The sequence below is a fragment of the Burkholderia sp. AU16741 genome (assembly GCF_002223345.1).
GTDB classification, from domain to species: Bacteria; Pseudomonadota; Gammaproteobacteria; order Burkholderiales; family Burkholderiaceae; genus Burkholderia; species Burkholderia sola.
Map to the genome: position 1 here is coordinate 131,427 of NZ_NKEZ01000003.1, position 15,438 is coordinate 146,864.

The 15,438-nt window shown below is 67.5% G+C and carries 12 protein-coding genes and 1 other RNA gene; 8 read left to right on the forward strand and 5 right to left on the reverse strand.

What is annotated here, in order from left to right; translation table 11 throughout:
- Window positions 1–39 precede the first annotated feature (39 nt).
- Both CFB89_RS02975 and CFB89_RS02980 read right to left on the reverse strand, forming a co-directional pair.
- Window positions 40–5,316, reverse strand: coding sequence for an autotransporter outer membrane beta-barrel domain-containing protein (locus CFB89_RS02975; protein ID WP_089467888.1), 5,277 nt, complete (start codon window positions 5,314–5,316; stop codon window positions 40–42).
- Between the two features lie 606 nt (window positions 5,317–5,922).
- The gene (locus tag CFB89_RS02980) at window positions 5,923–6,837 is read right to left on the reverse strand and encodes a class II glutamine amidotransferase (RefSeq protein WP_089466682.1); all 915 of its coding nucleotides are present in this window, start codon (window positions 6,835–6,837) and stop codon (window positions 5,923–5,925) included.
- Window positions 6,838–7,040: 203 nt separating this feature from the next.
- Between CFB89_RS02980 and pyrC the strand changes: the two genes are divergently transcribed.
- Window positions 7,041–8,105 (forward strand): dihydroorotase, encoded by a 1,065-nt coding sequence (pyrC, locus tag CFB89_RS02985; RefSeq protein ID WP_089466683.1) that lies wholly within the window; start codon window positions 7,041–7,043, stop codon window positions 8,103–8,105.
- A 107-nt stretch (window positions 8,106–8,212) separates the two neighbouring features.
- Window positions 8,213–8,624: RNase P RNA component class A (rnpB, locus tag CFB89_RS02990), an RNA gene on the forward strand.
- Window positions 8,625–8,691: 67 nt separating this feature from the next.
- Here the strand turns inward: rnpB and CFB89_RS02995 are convergent.
- A complete protein-coding gene (locus tag CFB89_RS02995) occupies window positions 8,692–9,156 on the reverse strand; it encodes an OsmC family protein (RefSeq protein ID WP_074801272.1) in 465 nt (154 codons plus the stop codon).
- A 410-nt stretch (window positions 9,157–9,566) separates the two neighbouring features.
- Complete coding sequence (locus tag CFB89_RS03000; protein ID WP_089466684.1) at window positions 9,567–9,863, reverse strand: DUF1090 family protein; 297 nt, start codon at window positions 9,861–9,863, stop codon at window positions 9,567–9,569.
- Between the two features lie 311 nt (window positions 9,864–10,174).
- On the opposite strand from CFB89_RS03000, the gene rplM reads away from it, so the two are divergent.
- From rplM to erpA, 3 genes are all read left to right on the forward strand, one after another.
- On the forward strand, window positions 10,175–10,603 hold the full coding sequence (gene rplM / locus CFB89_RS03005; RefSeq protein WP_009687896.1) for a 50S ribosomal protein L13: 429 nt from the start codon (window positions 10,175–10,177) through the stop codon (window positions 10,601–10,603).
- 10 nt (window positions 10,604–10,613) lie between these two features.
- On the forward strand, window positions 10,614–11,006 hold the full coding sequence (gene rpsI / locus CFB89_RS03010) for a 30S ribosomal protein S9 (protein ID WP_006476904.1): 393 nt from the start codon (window positions 10,614–10,616) through the stop codon (window positions 11,004–11,006).
- Window positions 11,007–11,222: 216 nt separating this feature from the next.
- Window positions 11,223–11,594: an iron-sulfur cluster insertion protein ErpA gene (erpA, locus tag CFB89_RS03015; protein WP_006759918.1), complete on the forward strand. Its 372-nt coding sequence runs from the start codon at window positions 11,223–11,225 to the stop codon at window positions 11,592–11,594.
- Window positions 11,595–11,702: 108 nt separating this feature from the next.
- On the opposite strand, the gene CFB89_RS03020 is transcribed toward erpA, so the two are convergent.
- On the reverse strand, window positions 11,703–12,851 hold the full coding sequence (locus CFB89_RS03020; protein WP_089466685.1) for an anhydro-N-acetylmuramic acid kinase: 1,149 nt from the start codon (window positions 12,849–12,851) through the stop codon (window positions 11,703–11,705).
- Window positions 12,852–12,993: 142 nt separating this feature from the next.
- Here CFB89_RS03020 and tyrS point away from each other — a divergent pair, with 142 nt between their 5' ends.
- Genes tyrS through CFB89_RS03035 form a run of 3 tightly spaced genes read left to right on the forward strand, consistent with a single transcriptional unit; the run spans window position 12,994 to window position 15,379 of the window.
- A complete protein-coding gene (gene tyrS / locus CFB89_RS03025) occupies window positions 12,994–14,235 on the forward strand; it encodes a tyrosine--tRNA ligase (protein ID WP_089466686.1) in 1,242 nt (413 codons plus the stop codon).
- On the forward strand, window positions 14,232–14,690 hold the full coding sequence (dtd, locus tag CFB89_RS03030) for a D-aminoacyl-tRNA deacylase (protein WP_006483442.1): 459 nt from the start codon (window positions 14,232–14,234) through the stop codon (window positions 14,688–14,690). The genes tyrS and dtd overlap by 4 nt, the downstream gene beginning before the upstream one ends.
- Window positions 14,691–14,713: 23 nt before the next feature.
- The gene (locus tag CFB89_RS03035) at window positions 14,714–15,379 is read left to right on the forward strand and encodes a histidine phosphatase family protein (RefSeq protein ID WP_089466687.1); all 666 of its coding nucleotides are present in this window, start codon (window positions 14,714–14,716) and stop codon (window positions 15,377–15,379) included.
- Window positions 15,380–15,438 lie beyond the last annotated feature (59 nt).

Below are 15,438 nucleotides of genomic sequence, written 5' to 3' on the forward strand. Positions count from 1 at the left end.
CATGCCGCCGGGCGGTTTTTTTTCGTCCGCCGCCGGGCGCTACCAGCTGTACCGGTAGCCGACCTGACCGACGATCCCGCGCCGGTAGTCGCCGCCGATGTTGCGCGCGATCTTCGCATTCGCGTACAGCTCGCCCGACTTGCCGAAGCCGGCGGTCACGCCGACGCCGAGCTCGTACCAGGTGCGCCCGAGATGCGTCGCGAACGGCGTGCCGCCGACGACGGTCTGCCCCGGCGACAGGAAGTCGTGCAGCACGTCGGCCGTGAAGTACGGCGTCGCGGCACTGCCGCCCGCGCTCGCCTGGAGGTTCGGCCGGAAGATGCGCACGCCGACGCGGCCGCGCAGCGCATTGGTCGTCGTGCCCGATACGGCCGACACGTTGTCGTTGAACCCGTTCAGCTTCAGGTACTGATACATCAGTTGCGCCTGCGGCTCGACCGCGACCGGCAACGTGCCGATCGCGAACGGCTTGCCGACTTCCTGCGACAGCGCGACGCCGAAGCCGTTCTGCGATGCCTCGTTGCCGTAGCTGTCGCGATAGCGGTTGCCGTAGTGCGTGACCTGCCCGACGCTGTCGAAGTAGGTGCCGTCGGACAGGTAGCGGGTCCAGTAGCCGCCCACGCTCTGCGCGTGCATCTCGACCGAGCCGGTCGACGTCGACAGGTCGGGCGAGCCCGCGCGCGCCATGTCGTTGAAGCTCGCATTAGACACGCCGATGCTGGCCGTCACGCCCGCGTGCGTGCTGCCGGCGCCGTTCGGCGCCTGGTCGAGGGTCCAGTCCTTGCCGAACTGCGCGAAGAACGTGCGTTCGTCGGCCGAGAAGCGGCCTGCGTTCGCATCGAGGCTCTGGCCGCCGATGCGCCCCCACACGCCGTCGCGATTGCCGGGCTGCTGCTTCTCGACGTTGTAGATGTCGCCGACGCGCTCGTGCAGCTTGCCGAGCGTCGAGAAGCCGTAGTCGGCGTTCAGCAGCGGTGTCATCGCATAGCCGGAAACACCCGGACGATACGCGAGCGTGCCGCCGTTGCCATTCCCGTTGGTGCCGCCGTCGCCGCCGCCGGACGGGTGGATCGGGTCGCCGGGGTCGGTCTGGTCGAGCTGCGAACGCAGGTACCAGCCGTTCGCATCGCCTTGCCCGCCGCGATAGAGGCGGTACTCGTACGCGCCGGCTTGCACCGGGCCCGCGAGATGGAACGCCGACGCGGCGGTCGTGCCGCCGTTGGCCGTGACGACCACCGGAATCCCGTCGCCGGTCGTCTGCGCGCCGGTGCCGGCCGTGTTGGCGATCTTCAGGCCGGTCGTGCCGCTTGCCGTGCCGCCGTTCACGATCAGCCGGTCGGTCGGCGACGCGTCGGCGCCGAGATACGTGTTCAGCGCGATCGTGCCGCCGTTGCCGACGTAGCCGCCCGTCGTCAGCGTCTTGTAGCTGCCGGTCAGCGTCGGCGAGCCGGTCGGCGCGGCGAATGCGACGAGGCCCGCGTTGTTCAGGCTGCTCAGCACCGAGCTGCCCGTCATGCGCCACGTGCTCGTGCCGTCGACGCTCAGCGCGACCGGGTCGATCTTGCCGGTCAGCGTCGTGCCGTTCGCGAGGAACACGTTGCCGGTGCTCGATGCGTCGGAAACGATGTCGCCCGCGAGGTTCACCGCCGATGCGTCGAACGTCACGTTGCTGCCGTTGGCGAGGTCCAGCAGCGTGCCGTTGCCGGCCGTCACGACCGTGCCGTTGCGCACCGCGATGTCGGCCGTGCCGCCGCGCGCGGCAAAGGCCGGCCCGGTCGCGGACGTCACGCTGCCGCCGTCGACGAGCACCGAACTGGTCGCGCCGTTCGCGAGCGTATCGGACGTCAGCACGCCGGCCGTCGCGCCCGCGAGCGTCGTGCCGGTCAAGGCGAGCACGCCGCCGCTGTTGGCGGTGGCGCCGTTGCCGGCCGCGCTGGCGAGCGACGAACCCGTATCGGCGATGCGGCCGCCGTTTTGCGCGACGACGCCGTCGGCCGCGGCGCCCGATGCGGAAATCTTCGCGCCCGCCAGCAGCGCCGTCGCGCCGCCGTCCATGACGATTGCAGGGGCGTTCGTGCCGGTCGTCGCGACGGTCGTTCCGTTGGCCGCGAGCGTGGAATCGGCCCCCGACACGAACAGGCCGCGTGCGTCGGCGCCGCTGGTGCGGACGACCGTGGCCGCATCGGCCGCGATGCGCGCGCCCGCGCCGGTCGACGTGACGCCGGCGGCGCCGTTGCCGGTCGTGCCGATCTGCGTGCCGGACAGCGCGATCGTTGCATTCGCACCGAGGTTGTGGATCCCGCTGCCCGAGCCGCCGACCGCGATCGACGTCGCGCCTGCCGCGATGCCGCCGCCGGCGACCGTCGAGTCGATCAGCACGCCGTCGGCGCTGCCGTTCGCGATGACGGTGCCGGCGCCCGACAGCGCGACCGATGCGCCGGCGCCCGTCAGGCGTACGCCCGCGAGGCCGTCGTCGGCTTCGATGGAGCCCGCATTGGCGAGCGTGGCCGACGCGCCCTGCACGAGCGCTCCCGTGCCGTTGGCGACGCGGATCGTCGACGCGTTGTTCACCGTGCCGAGCGTGCCGGCCACGACGCCGGTCGAGCCCGCGCCGGTCAGCAGCACCGTGCTGCGGTTCTCGAGCGTGCCGAGGTTCTGCGCGACGAAACCGGTCACGCCGGCGGTCGACGACGTGACGGCGGCATCGTTGGTCAGCGTCGTCGCGACCGGCGCGCCGGCGTTCGCACCGGCGAGGTCGTGCGCCTGGCCGTCCACCACGCCCGCGGTCGCGCCGGCCGCGTTCAGGTTGATCGTCGCGCCCGCGTCGATCGTGCCCGTCGCGCCGCCTTCCACGGCGATCGCGATGCCATTCGCGCCATTGACGTTGTAGATTGCGTTGCCGGTCGACAACGTGGTGCCGGCGTCGGTCGCGAGTACGCCGCGCGAGCGCTGGCCGTTGACGTCGGTCGTCAGCGTGCCGGCCGCCGACGCGCCCGTGTAGGTCGCGCCGCCCGCGACGCGGAACAGCGTCGATTCGTCGGTGTCGACGCTCAGGTGCTGCGCGGCGACGTTGATTTTCGAGCCCGCGCCGTATGCATAGAAGCCGATCTGGTTCGTGCCGGACATGAAGGCCGGCACCGCGTTCGCGCCGACGTCGATGGTCGCGCCCGAGCGTGCGTGCACGCCGATCGCGCCGGTGCCGGTCAGGTTCAGCGCGCCGTCGAGCGTGGCCTTCGCGAGCGGCCCTTCGGCCCAGACGCCGTAGTTGCGCGTGTCCGACGCGGGGTCGAGGCCGCCGGCCACGTCGATCGTGCCGGTCGACGTCGCGGCCGTCGCGTTCGCGCCGGTGCCGACGACCATGATGCCGATGCCGTTCACGCCATTCAGCGTGATCGTGCCCGTGTTGGTCACGGTCGCGGCGGTGTCGGCCGCGAGCATGCCGACGTTGGCGAGCGGCGTGCCGGGCGCGGCGCCGTTGACGACGATCGCGCCCGCGTTGGTCAGCGTGCCGGCGCTCGAGCCGATGCTCGCCAGCGCGGCGCCGTTCTGCGTCTGCGAGCCGATCACGATCGTGCCCAGGTTGCTCGCGGTGCCCGACGCGCCGAGCAAGATGCCGTACGCGTGCGCGGACAGCGCGACGTCGTTCGCGGCTTCGGGGGAGGTGGGGTCGTACTGCGCGGCGCGGCCGAGATAGATCGTGCCGCCGGCTTCGTTCGTGAAGCTGCCGCCGGCCGCGAGGCCGCCGATCACCTGGCTGTCGAGCGTCGTCGCGTTGACGCCGACGTTGATCGTGCCGGCGTTCGACGCGCGCGCGCCGTCCGTCGCGGCCACCGCGTAGTTCTGCAGGTCGGGGCGGTTGCCGTCGAGCGTCCATGCGCCGACGTTCATCACGCCGTGGTTCACGAACGTGGTGCCCGCGCCGCCCGCATACACGCCGTTGCCCTCGGTGTACGCGTGGAAGCCGAAATTGTCGGGTGGCGTGCTGCCGCTCGTGTCGACGTTGTCGCCGGACGCGTAGCCGGACGAAATCACGCCGTTGTTGACGCCGCTCGCGCCGCTCAGAAGGCGTACCAGCGTGAAGTCGCCCGACAAACGGCCGTCGTTGACGAAGTGCGCGCCGTTTTCCGCGAGCACGGCCGAGCTCGAGTCGATCGTGTTGGTGCCGCGGAAGTCGATCTGGCCGTCCTTGCCGATGTGCAGCGTCGCGTTCGCGCCCGTGCCGTGCATCACCGACAGGTGATCGATCGGCAGCGTGTTCTTGTCGCCGGCGGATACGTTGTTCGCGTACTGGAAGGTTTGCTGCGAGAACGTGACGGCCTGGCCGAACGCGGTGTCGTAGGCGGCCTGCGAGCCGAGCGCGCCGCTCTGGACCGAGCGCACGAGAAAGTCGTTGTAGGCGGCGAGCGATGCGGCGTCGGTGACGGTCCAGCGACTGCCGTCGAACGCGGTGAAGGTGCCTGCGTAGGCCGGCACGTCGAGCTGGAGCTGGCCGACCGGGCCGCCGCTGGCGAGATAGTCGCCGGTGCCGAGCCAGATCCGGTTGCGGGAATTCCAGTTGACGACGCTTTTTGCCGCACCGGTGCCGTCCGCGAAGGTCAGGTCGGTCTGCTTCGGTGCGATCGAGATCGCGTTGCCGGTCGCGTCGGGCGCATTCGCGGCATTGCCGATCGGCACGTTCAGCGTGCCGCCGGTGCTGTCGACGGTGCCGATTCGCGTATTCACGTACTGGCCGCCGTTCACGTCGTGGTAAACGGGCACGGTGGTCGAGCCGGCCGTCGATGCGGTGAATTCGGCGGAGTTGTAGGTGGCGACCGACGTGTGGGCGGCCGTGATCGAGTCGGGCGTGCTGACGCTTTGCGTCTTGCCGCCGAGCGAGACCAGCGGCTGGTTCGGGTCGCCCGACACGATGGTCGCGCTGCCGAGCGGCGTCAGCGTATAGCCCGGGTCGCCGGGGACGCCCGTCCATGCGCCTGCCACGCCGACCGTTTCGCCGCCCGACACGGTCGTGGCGCCGGCCAGGTTGTCGTTGACGGTCGGGCTGAAACTGCCGAGTGCGCAGGTACCGCCACTCGCGACGGTCGCGCCGTCGCCGCACGTGGACGCGTGCGCCACGCCGGTCGACAGCGCGGCCAGCGCGGCCCCGAGCGCCGCGACGCGCAGCGGCGAGCGGCGTGCCGCGTGGTGCGCCCCCTTGCGCGCGGTGCGACTCGAGCCCGATTCGCTGCCCGAGCGCTTGCCGCGCGCCCGAGCCGTTTCCGCCACCGCGACCCAGCAGCCGGCGGCGTCGCTCCATATCGATCGAAATGAGTGATTCACGACATACCCCTCTTTCTTCTTTTGACGTGGCATTCGCCGCGATTCGGCGAATTCGCATTCCGCGGTGGGGAAATGATCCGAAGGGGCGTGCGGCGGCTATGGCTGCGTGTCGCGCCAATCGTGTTTCGTTACACCGAGGATGGGGCGAGTCTACTGATTCGAGCGGCCGTCGATTATCGAGAAGCGGGAAACTGTAATGATGCGAACCGTAATGCGTGGTATTTTTGATTTGTGTGGTTGATCGAACCGAAAGCCTTGGTGGTGGCGGGCTTGAGGGGCTTTCGTTCAAAGCCGGCAGAACTGCTGGAATCGGTGGGATAGCGCACGGTTCCGGCGGGTGAGGCGCGATAAAATGCGGGCCCGGGATTTTCGTTTTAATTGACGGTTATTTTGTTCGCTTCGCCTTTTACTTATTTTCACTTGTAAATTAATAAAATCAAGCGAATGTTGCGTGGCGTCGATTCGTTGCGCCGGGCGGTGGGCGAAATGAAACCGTATTGGCCGGCGCGAGGCGATTTGCGTTGATGATGGGCCTCGTCGTCGCATCGTGCGACGCGCGCGGCAAGCAGAAAGCAAGCAGGAAGCGGACGCGGCCGATGCCGCGCGTCAGAAATCGATCGCGTCGTCGGAATCGACGTCGGCCGCGGTGGCGAGCGCTTCGCGCACCGCCGTGCGCGGCGCGGACGCCGACGCGTCGAGCGACGGGTTGCGCAGCTTCTCGAGCACGCGTTCGGGCACCGGAATCCGCATCCGCGCGGCGACGTCGCCGCACTGGAACATGATCAGCTCGCCCGGCTCGAATGCGGTCCAGACTTCGTTGTCGGTGAGCGGCTGCGTCGCGATCACCGCGACGCGATCCTCGGGCGTCGTGTATTTCGCGAAGTCGATCGACAGGTCTTCGTCGACGAGATGCGCGGTCGAGAACGGCCAGCGCCGCACGAGATAGTGCAGCCGCGTCGAGCAGTGCGCGAAGAGCGCCTGGCCGTTCGACATCAGGAAATTGAACACGCCGTGATCGGTGATGCCGCGCGTCAGTTCGCCGACCCGCTCGAACAGTTCGGGCAGCGGCGGCTGCGCACCCGGAAAGGCTTGACGCAGCCCCTGCATCAGCACGCAGAACGCCTGTTCGCTGTCGGTCGTGCCGACCGGATGGTAGACGCTGCCGTCCATGTCCGGCGCGTAGTCCTGCAGGTCGCCGTTATGCGCGAAGATCCAGTGCCGTCCCCACAGCTCGCGCATGAACGGATGGCTGTTCTCGAGGAGGATGTGCCCTTGCGTCGCCTTGCGGATGTGCGCGATCGTGTTCTTGGACTTGATGGGGTAGCGCTTCACCATTTCGGCGAGCGGCGACGTGGCCGATGCCTGGTGATCGACGAAGAGGCGACAGGCCTTGTCCTCGAAGAACGCGATGCCCCAGCCGTCGGCATGGTGATCGGTGAGCCCGCCCCGGGCCGCGAAACCTGTGAAGGAGAATGTGACGTCCGTCGGCGCGGCGCAGTTCATTCCAAGGAGTTGGCACATTTTACGTGGGGCGGCAGGCTGAAGCAGGGTAACGAACCGGGCGAACCCCGGTACAATGCGGCTTCTAGCATATCACCGAGCCCAGAGCGGTAAAAAGCGGATTCCGCTGGCCAAAGGCCCCGTGTTGCGGTTTGCCGTCAATCGGCCCGCGCACGCGCGTTCCGGCCCCGCCGTTCGCAAGCCCGTTCCTCACGACGCCTCCTATGACTGCCTCGAACGCTTCTTCCCCGGCGACGCTTTCGCTCGCCCGTCCCGACGACTGGCACCTGCACCTGCGCGACGGCGACATGCTCGCTGCCGTGCTGCCGCACACGGCCCGCCAGTTCGGCCGCGCCATCGTCATGCCGAACCTGAAGCCGCCGGTCACGACCACCGCGCAGGCGCAGGCCTATCGCGAGCGCATCCTCGCCGCGTTGCCGGCCGGGATGACGTTCGAACCGCTGATGACGCTGTACCTGACCGACAACACGCCGCCCGACGAAATCCGCCGCGCTCGCGAAAGCGGCTTCGTGCACGGCGTGAAGCTGTACCCGGCAGGCGCTACGACGAATTCCGACCACGGCGTCACCGATCTCGCGAAATGCGCGAAGACGCTCGAGGCGATGCAGGAAACCGGCATGCCGCTGCTCGTGCACGGCGAGGTGACCGATGCGTCGATCGACCTGTTCGACCGCGAAAAGGTGTTCATCGACCGCGTGATGACGCCGCTGCGCCGCGACTTCCCCGGCCTGAAGGTCGTGTTCGAACACATCACGACGAAGGACGCGGCCGACTACGTGCGCGATGCCGACGCGGCGCCCGGCCTGCTCGGCGCGACGATCACCGCGCATCACCTGCTGTACAACCGCAATGCGCTGTTCGTCGGCGGGATTCGCCCGCATTACTACTGCCTGCCGGTGCTCAAGCGCGAGACGCATCGCGTGGCGCTGGTCGAGGCCGCGACGTCGGGCAACCCGCGCTTCTTCCTCGGCACCGACAGCGCGCCGCATGCGCGCGGCGCGAAGGAAACCGCGTGCGGCTGCGCGGGCTGCTACACGGCGCTGCACGCGCTCGAACTGTACGCGGAAGCATTCGACACCGCCGGCGCGCTCGACAAGCTGGAAGGGTTCGCGAGCTTCTTCGGCGCCGATTTCTACGGGCTGCCGCGCAGCGCCGAGACGGTCACGCTGCGCCGCGAGGCGTGGGAACTGCCGCGCGAGATCTTCGCGGGCGATACGCCGGTCGTGCCGCTGCGCGGCGGCGAGACGATCGGCTGGAAACTCGCGTGAGCGGCGCGCCGCCGCGCGAACCCGGTCGCGTCGATCCGGCCGTGTTTCGCCGTGGCGGCGGCTCGCGCGCTGCCGACCGCGGCGCGCGGTGCTAGAATGCGCGTCGCAAAGCAGGCTAGGCAGTCGCGGCTTCGCCGCCTTCGGGCGCGCGGGGGCGAGGAAAGTCCGGACTCCACAGGGCAGGGTGATGGCTAACGGCCATCCGTGGCGACACGCGGAACAGGGCAACAGAAAGCAAACCGCCGATGGCCCGGCGCAAGCCGGGATCAGGTAAGGGTGAAACGGTGCGGTAAGAGCGCACCGCGGCGACGGCGACGTTCGCCGGCACGGTAACCTCCACCCGGAGCAATTCCAAGTAGGCAGGCGCGCATTTTCGGATGCAGGACGGGGCCCCCGTCTCGTCTGCGGGTAGGAAGCTTGAGCGCGTCAGCAATGGCGCGCCTAGAGGAATGACTGCCACGCGTTGCGCGCTTCGGCGCGCGGCGTGCACAGAATCCGGCTTATCGGCCTGCTTTGCCGTTCGAATGCGAAAGGGCCGGCGCTCCCTGCGGAGCGCCGGCCCTTTTTCAATGCGCGCGCCGTGCGGTCAGGCGGCGACGATGTCGAACGAATGCGTGAGTTCGGCCGTCTTCGCGATCATGATCGACGCGGAGCAATACTTGTCGTGCGACAGGTTGATCGCGCGCTCGACCGTGGCCGGGTTCAGATTGCGGCCGGTGACCGTGAAGTGGAAGTGCACCTTCGTGAACACCTTCGGATCTTCGCTCGCGCGCTCGGCCTTCAGCGTGACCGAGCAGCCGCTCACTTCCTGGCGGCTCTTCTTCAGGATCAGCACGACGTCATAAGCCGTGCAGCCGCCGGTGCCGAGCAGCACCATCTCCATCGGACGCGGCGCGAGGTTGTGGCCGCCGCCTTCGGGCGCGCCGTCCATCGTGACGAGATGCCCGCTGCCGGTCTCGGCGGAAAACGCCATGCCGTCCTGGCCCATCCAGCTTACTTTGCATTCCATGCTTGCACTCCAGCGTTGCCTGATTCGGATTCGATCCGGCATTGTAGCCCGCGGCGCAACGGTCGGCTGATGCGCTGCACGACGTGCAATGCCGGCGCCGCGCGAGCGGGGCGGCGAGCGGCGATTTCCTTGTTGAATTTAGGGGTTTTGCTCTAGGTGTGGGAGATTCCAGGTCGTGTGAGGCTTGCTTATGTAATTGATTTTAAATAGAAATTCAATCCTGTAAGCTCGCTCGCGGAGATCCCGTATCGTGGGATATGATTTCGCAATGCAAATTTTCTTGTGGAGTCGGTCGGGCATTCGTATAATGAGCCTCATTGGTTGTCGCGCTGCGGCAACCTCCGAATGTCTCCTCCACCCTCCTCCTAAGGTGGATTAAGCCCGAACCAGCCGTTCGGGCTTTTTTTCGTCCCATGCAAGCATCGGCGCGCGGCTTGCGCGCGCCGGCACCGTCACGCGGGCTGTCGCGCGGCCGGCTGAGAGCTCGCGTCCGGCGGCGTGCCGCGCGAGTCGGCCTCCGCAGCCGGTGCCTGGGCGGCCGGCGCGTGGCCGCGTGCGCAGAAGTGGCGGACGCGTTCGCGCACCGCGCGCAGGCGCACGATACGGTCTTCGGCATGGGCGGTTCGGGCTTCGGCGATGCGTGCATCGAGCGCGTCGAGCTTGGCTTCGCAGCCGGAGGCGGCGACGGCGGGCGCCGCGGCGGCCAGCAGGGCGGCCGCGAGGAAGGGCGTAAGTCGTTGTTTCATCATGCTGGTTTGTTGTTTTTCGGGTTCGGCCGGTCTGGCGCGGCAAGGTCATGTGCCGCGCGTCGAGGGGTGCCGCCTCAGGCGCTCGGTTCGCCTGGTTTGTCGGAGCACGACCGGATTTTGGCCCATTTCGGCCGCCGCGAACACGGGGCGTGGATTCTCTTTGACCACGCAGCCGTATTTCCTTTATAATTCAGGGCTTTTCCGCATTCATGCCCACGGAAAAAGAACAGGGAGAGCCTGCACCGCGCCTCGAAGCGCACACAGACAAGCAGGAAGAACACATCGGGCAAAGCATTTTTTTTGGATCGATCATGAAGACGTTTTCCGCAAAAGCCCATGAGGTGACGCGCGAATGGTACGTGATTGACGCGACGGATAAGGTTCTCGGCCGTGTTGCCAGCGAAGTGGCACGCCGTCTGCGCGGCAAGCACAAGCCTGAGTTCACCCCGCACGTCGACACTGGTGATTTCATCATCATCATCAACGCGAGCAAGTTGAAGGTCACGGGCAACAAGACGCTGGACAAGAAGTACTACCGTCACTCGGGCTACCCGGGCGGTATCTATGAAACGACGTTCGGCAAGATGCAGGAACGCTTCCCGGGCCGCGCGCTCGAGAAGGCGGTCAAGGGCATGCTGCCGAAGGGCCCGCTCGGTTACGCGATGATCAAGAAGCTGAAGGTCTACGCAGAAGCGACGCATCCGCACTCGGCTCAACAGCCGAAGGCGCTCGAGATCTAAGGGGACCCACATGATCGGTAACTGGAACTACGGTACGGGCCGCCGCAAGAGCGCAGTCGCACGTGTCTTCATCAAGGCTGGCAAGGGCGACATCATCGTCAACGGCAAGCCCATCGCTGACTACTTCTCGCGCGAAACGTCGCTGATGATCGTGCGTCAACCGCTGGAACTCACGAACCACGGCCAGACGTTCGACATCAAGGTGAACGTCAACGGCGGCGGCGAAACGGGTCAGGCAGGCGCAGTGCGCCACGGCATCACCCGTGCACTGATCGACTACGATGCGACGCTGAAGCCGTCGCTGTCGAGCGCAGGCTTCGTCACGCGCGATGCGCGTGAAGTCGAGCGTAAGAAAGTCGGTCTGCGCAAGGCACGCCGCGCAAAGCAGTTCTCGAAGCGTTAATTCCGCTTCATGGCCTCGCCGCTTCCGGGCGGCGTCCGCCGGAAAAACCGCCAGCTTTCACGCTGGCGGTTTTTTTATGCCCGCTTCCGGGCCGCCGCAGCGGCCCCGGCGCGGGCGCGTTTGATGAAATCGACAAGAACCTATTGATTTCATGGACTTCAGCACGATCTTCTGATCGGCCCTACAATAGCGGCTAAAGCTTTTTGGAGAGTTCGAATGAACGCTGTTACCGAATCCGCAGCAACGACGACCGATATGCCGCTGCCGTTCGTCTTCACCGACGCCGCGGCCGACAAGGTCAAGCAACTGATCGACGAAGAGGGCAATCCCGACCTCAAGCTGCGCGTGTTCGTGCAGGGTGGCGGCTGCTCCGGCTTCCAGTATGGCTTCACGTTCGACGAGGAAGTCAACGAGGACGACACCGTGATGAACAAGAACGGCGTCCAGCTCCTGATCGACTCGATGAGCTACCAGTACCTGGTCGGCGCCGAGATCGACTACAAGGACGACCTCAACGGCGCCCAGTTCGTGATCAAGAACCCGAACGCGACCACCACCTGCGGGTGCGGCTCGTCGTTCTCGGTCTGAGCGCACGGCAGATCCGCGCCGGTTCGCCGGCATGAAAAACGGGGCTTCATGCCCCGTTTTTTTTATGCGCGCTCGCGCGACGGCGCCCGTCGCGCGGCGCGTATCGCATCAGCGCGGATAGAGCGCGCCGAGCACGCGGTTGCCGGCTGCGCCGGTGACCGTCGCGAGATTGCCGGGCTGGCGCGCGGTGAAGCGGTACGCGAGCCACGCGAACGCGAGCGCTTCGACCTGCTGCGGCGGCACGCCGAGCGCGGCCGTCGTGTCGACGGTGGCCGGCACGCCGGCCTCGCGCAGTGCGTGCCGGAGCGCATCGAGCAGCACAGGATTGCGTGCGCCGCCGCCGCATACGAACACGGCCTTGCAGCCTGGCGCGTGCTGCGCGATTTCGCGTGCGACCGACACGGCGGTCAGCGCGGTGAGCGTCGCTTGCACATCCTCCGGCGCAACCTGCGGGAACGCGGCGAGCTTTGCATCGAGCCACGCGGGATTGAACAGGTCGCGTCCGGTGCTTTTCGGCGGCGGCGCGGTGAAATACGGTTCGTCGAGCAGCGCGTCGAGCAGCGGCGCGTGGACGGTGCCGCGTGCGGCGAACTTGCCGCCGTCGTCGTACGGCTTGCCCAGATGGCGGGTGGCCCATGCGTCGATCAGCGCATTCGCGGGGCCGCAGTCGAAGCCGCGCACGTCGCCGTCCCCGCCGGGCAGGATCGTGATGTTGCTGATCCCGCCGAGATTGCAGACGACCCGCGTTTCGCCCGGCGCGCCGAACACCGTCGCGTGGAAGGCCGGCGCGAGCGGCGCGCCGTGGCCGCCGGCGGCGACGTCGCGGCTGCGGAAATCGGCGATCACGTCGATCTGGGTCAGCTCGGCGAGCAGCGCCGGATTGTTGAGCTGGCGCGTATAGCCGCGCTCGGGGCGATGGCGCACCGTCTGGCCGTGCACGCCGATCGCGCGGATCTCGTCGCGCGACAGCCCGGCCGTGCGCTGCAGTTCATGGCAGCACACCGCATAGCGCGTGACGAGCGCATTCGCCGCGAGCGATTCGCGGTCGATCTCGTCGTCGCCGGGCTGCTGCAGCGCGAACAGCGCGTCGCGCAGCGATTGCGCGAAGCCGACGAACGCTTCCGCGAGCACGACCGGCGCGCGGCCGGCCTCGAAACGCACGGCGACGCCGTCGACGCCGTCCATGCTGGTTCCCGACATCAGCCCGAAGTAGATGCCGTCTGCCGGATGGGCATTCTGCGGCGGTCGTTGCGGCACGTTGGGTTCTCCTGGATCGTGCGGCGCGGGCCGGTGCCGCGCGCCTTGCGCCCGATTATCCGCGCAACGTGACGCGTCGTTAAGCGATGCGCGCGCAAGTTATGGGAAAATCCCTGTTTTTGCGACATTCTTCCTGGCCCCGATGAGCACCGAACCCAGTTCCAAGCCCGTTTTCCCGATCACCGATGAAGTCCGGCATGCGCTCGCCGTCACGAAGCGCGGCGTCGACGAGCTGCTGATCGAGGAAGAGTTCGCGCAGAAGCTCGCGCGCAGCGCAGCCACCGGCAAGCCGCTTCGCATCAAGCTCGGCCTCGATCCGACCGCGCCGGACATCCACATCGGCCATACGGTCGTGCTGAACAAGATGCGCCAGCTGCAGGACCTCGGCCATACGGTGATCTTCCTGATCGGCGATTTCACGTCGCTGATCGGCGATCCGTCGGGCCGCAACGCGACGCGTCCGCCGCTCACGCGCGAGCAGATCGAATCGAACGCGAAGACCTACTTCGAGCAGGCCGCGCTCGTGCTCGACCGCGACAAGACCGAGATCCGCTACAACAGCGAATGGTCGATGCCGCTCGGCGCGGACGGAATGATCAAGCTCGCGTCGCGCTACACGGTCGCGCGGATCCTCGAGCGCGAGGATTTCACGAAGCGCTTCCAGGGCGGCGTGCCGATCTCGATCCACGAATTCCTGTACCCGCTGATGCAGGGCTACGATTCGGTCGCGCTGAACGCCGATCTCGAACTCGGCGGCACCGACCAGAAGTTCAACCTGCTGGTCGGCCGCGAACTGCAGAAGCAGTACGGCCAGGAACAGCAGTGCATCCTGACGATGCCACTGCTCGAAGGCCTCGACGGCGTCGAGAAGATGTCGAAGTCGAAGGGCAACTACGTCGGCATCAGCGAGAAGCCGACCGACATGTTCGGCAAGCTGATGAGCATCTCGGACACGCTGATGTGGCGTTACTTCGAGTTGCTGTCGTTCCGCAGCCTCGATGAAATCGCCGGCTTCAAGCGCGAGGCCGAGGGCGGCCGCAATCCGCGCGACTTCAAGGTGCTGCTCGCGCAGGAAATCGTCGCGCGCTTTCACTCGCAGGCCGACGCCGAGCGCGCGCTCGACGACTTCAACCACCGCGCGAAGGGCGGCGTGCCGGACGACATTCCGTCGGTCACGCTGGCCGGCGCGCCGCTGGCGATCGGTCAGTTGCTGAAGCAGGCCGGTCTCGTGCCGTCGACGAGCGAAGCGCTGCGCAACATCGAGCAGGGCGGCGTGAAGATCGACGGCGCGATCGTGTCCGACAAGGGCCTGAAGGTCGAGGCCGGCGAGTTCGTCGTGCAGGTCGGCAAGCGCCGCTTCGCGCGCGTCACGCTGACCGCATGATCGCGCTGATCCAGCGCGTGACGCGCGCCGACGTACGCGTCGGCGGCCGGACGACGGGCGAGATCGGCGCGGGCCTGCTCGCGCTGGTCTGCGCGGAGCGCGGCGATACCGAGGCCGCGGCCGACAAGCTCCTCGCGAAGCTGCTCGGCTACCGCGTGTTCAGCGACGCAGCCGGCAAGATGAACCTGCCGGTATCGAACATCGACGGTGAAGGCCGTGCCGGCGGCCTGCTGCTCGTGTCGCAGTTCACGCTCGCGGCCGATACCAACAGCGGGCTGCGTCCGAGCTTCACGCCGGCCGCGCCGCCCGACGAAGGCGCGCGGCTGTTCGACTATTTCGTCGCGGCCGCGCGGGCGCGCCATCCCGTCGTCGAGACGGGCGAGTTCGGCGCCGACATGCAGGTGTCGCTCGTCAACGACGGCCCCGTGACGTTCTGGCTGCAAGTGCGGCCCTGATTCTTTCCCGGAGACGCGCCGCGATGGCCACCACGCAGATTCTTTTCATCCGCCATGGCGAGACGGCCTGGAATCGCATCAAGCGTATCCAGGGGCATATCGACATCCCGCTGGCCGACACGGGGCTCGCGCAGGCGCAGCGGCTCGCGGCGCGGCTCGGGCGCGAGGCGCGCGACGGCGCGCGGATCGACGCGGTGTATTCGAGCGACCTGATGCGCGCGCAACAGACCGCCCAACCGTTTGCCGATGTGCTCGGGTTGCCGTTGCTGCTGCGAGAAGGGCTGCGCGAACGCTCGTACGGCGCATTCCAGGGGCACGACAGCACCGAGATCGAGGCGCTGTTTCCGGACGCATATGCGGCGTGGCAGACGCGCGATCCGGGCTTCGCGCCGGAGGGCGGCGAGTCGCAGCGTGCGTTCTATCACCGCGTGCTGCATGCGCTCGAACCGATCGTCGCCGCGCATCCGGGCGGCCGGATCGCATGCGTCGCGCACGGCGGCGTGCTCGATTGCGTGTATCGCTTCGCGAACGGGATCGAGCTGTCGGCGCCGCGCAACTATCAGCTGCTCAACACCAGCATCAACGTCGTCGATTACGTGGATGGCCGCGCGCAGGTCGTGCGATGGGCCGACGTGTCGCATCTCGAAGCCGCGAGCGCCGATGACGACGGGTACCGCAAGGTGCTCTGAGCATGCCAACCCCGCCCGGCATGGCTCGCCCGGGAGGGCGCTTTCTTCCGGCGTGACGC

Coding starts and splice junctions, on each gene's coding strand:
- CFB89_RS02980 (WP_089466682.1), bottom strand. CDS start 6,837: ATGTGCCAACTCCTTGGAATGAACTGCGCCGCGCCGACGGACGTCACA.
- pyrC (WP_089466683.1), top strand. CDS start 7,041: ATGACTGCCTCGAACGCTTCTTCCCCGGCGACGCTTTCGCTCGCCCGT.
- CFB89_RS02995 (WP_074801272.1), bottom strand. CDS start 9,156: ATGCCGGATCGAATCCGAATCAGGCAACGCTGGAGTGCAAGCATGGAA.
- CFB89_RS03000 (WP_089466684.1), bottom strand. CDS start 9,863: ATGATGAAACAACGACTTACGCCCTTCCTCGCGGCCGCCCTGCTGGCC.
- rplM (WP_009687896.1), top strand. CDS start 10,175: ATGAAGACGTTTTCCGCAAAAGCCCATGAGGTGACGCGCGAATGGTAC.
- rpsI (WP_006476904.1), top strand. CDS start 10,614: ATGATCGGTAACTGGAACTACGGTACGGGCCGCCGCAAGAGCGCAGTC.
- erpA (WP_006759918.1), top strand. CDS start 11,223: ATGAACGCTGTTACCGAATCCGCAGCAACGACGACCGATATGCCGCTG.
- tyrS (WP_089466686.1), top strand. CDS start 12,994: ATGAGCACCGAACCCAGTTCCAAGCCCGTTTTCCCGATCACCGATGAA.
- dtd (WP_006483442.1), top strand. CDS start 14,232: ATGATCGCGCTGATCCAGCGCGTGACGCGCGCCGACGTACGCGTCGGC.
- CFB89_RS03035 (WP_089466687.1), top strand. CDS start 14,714: ATGGCCACCACGCAGATTCTTTTCATCCGCCATGGCGAGACGGCCTGG.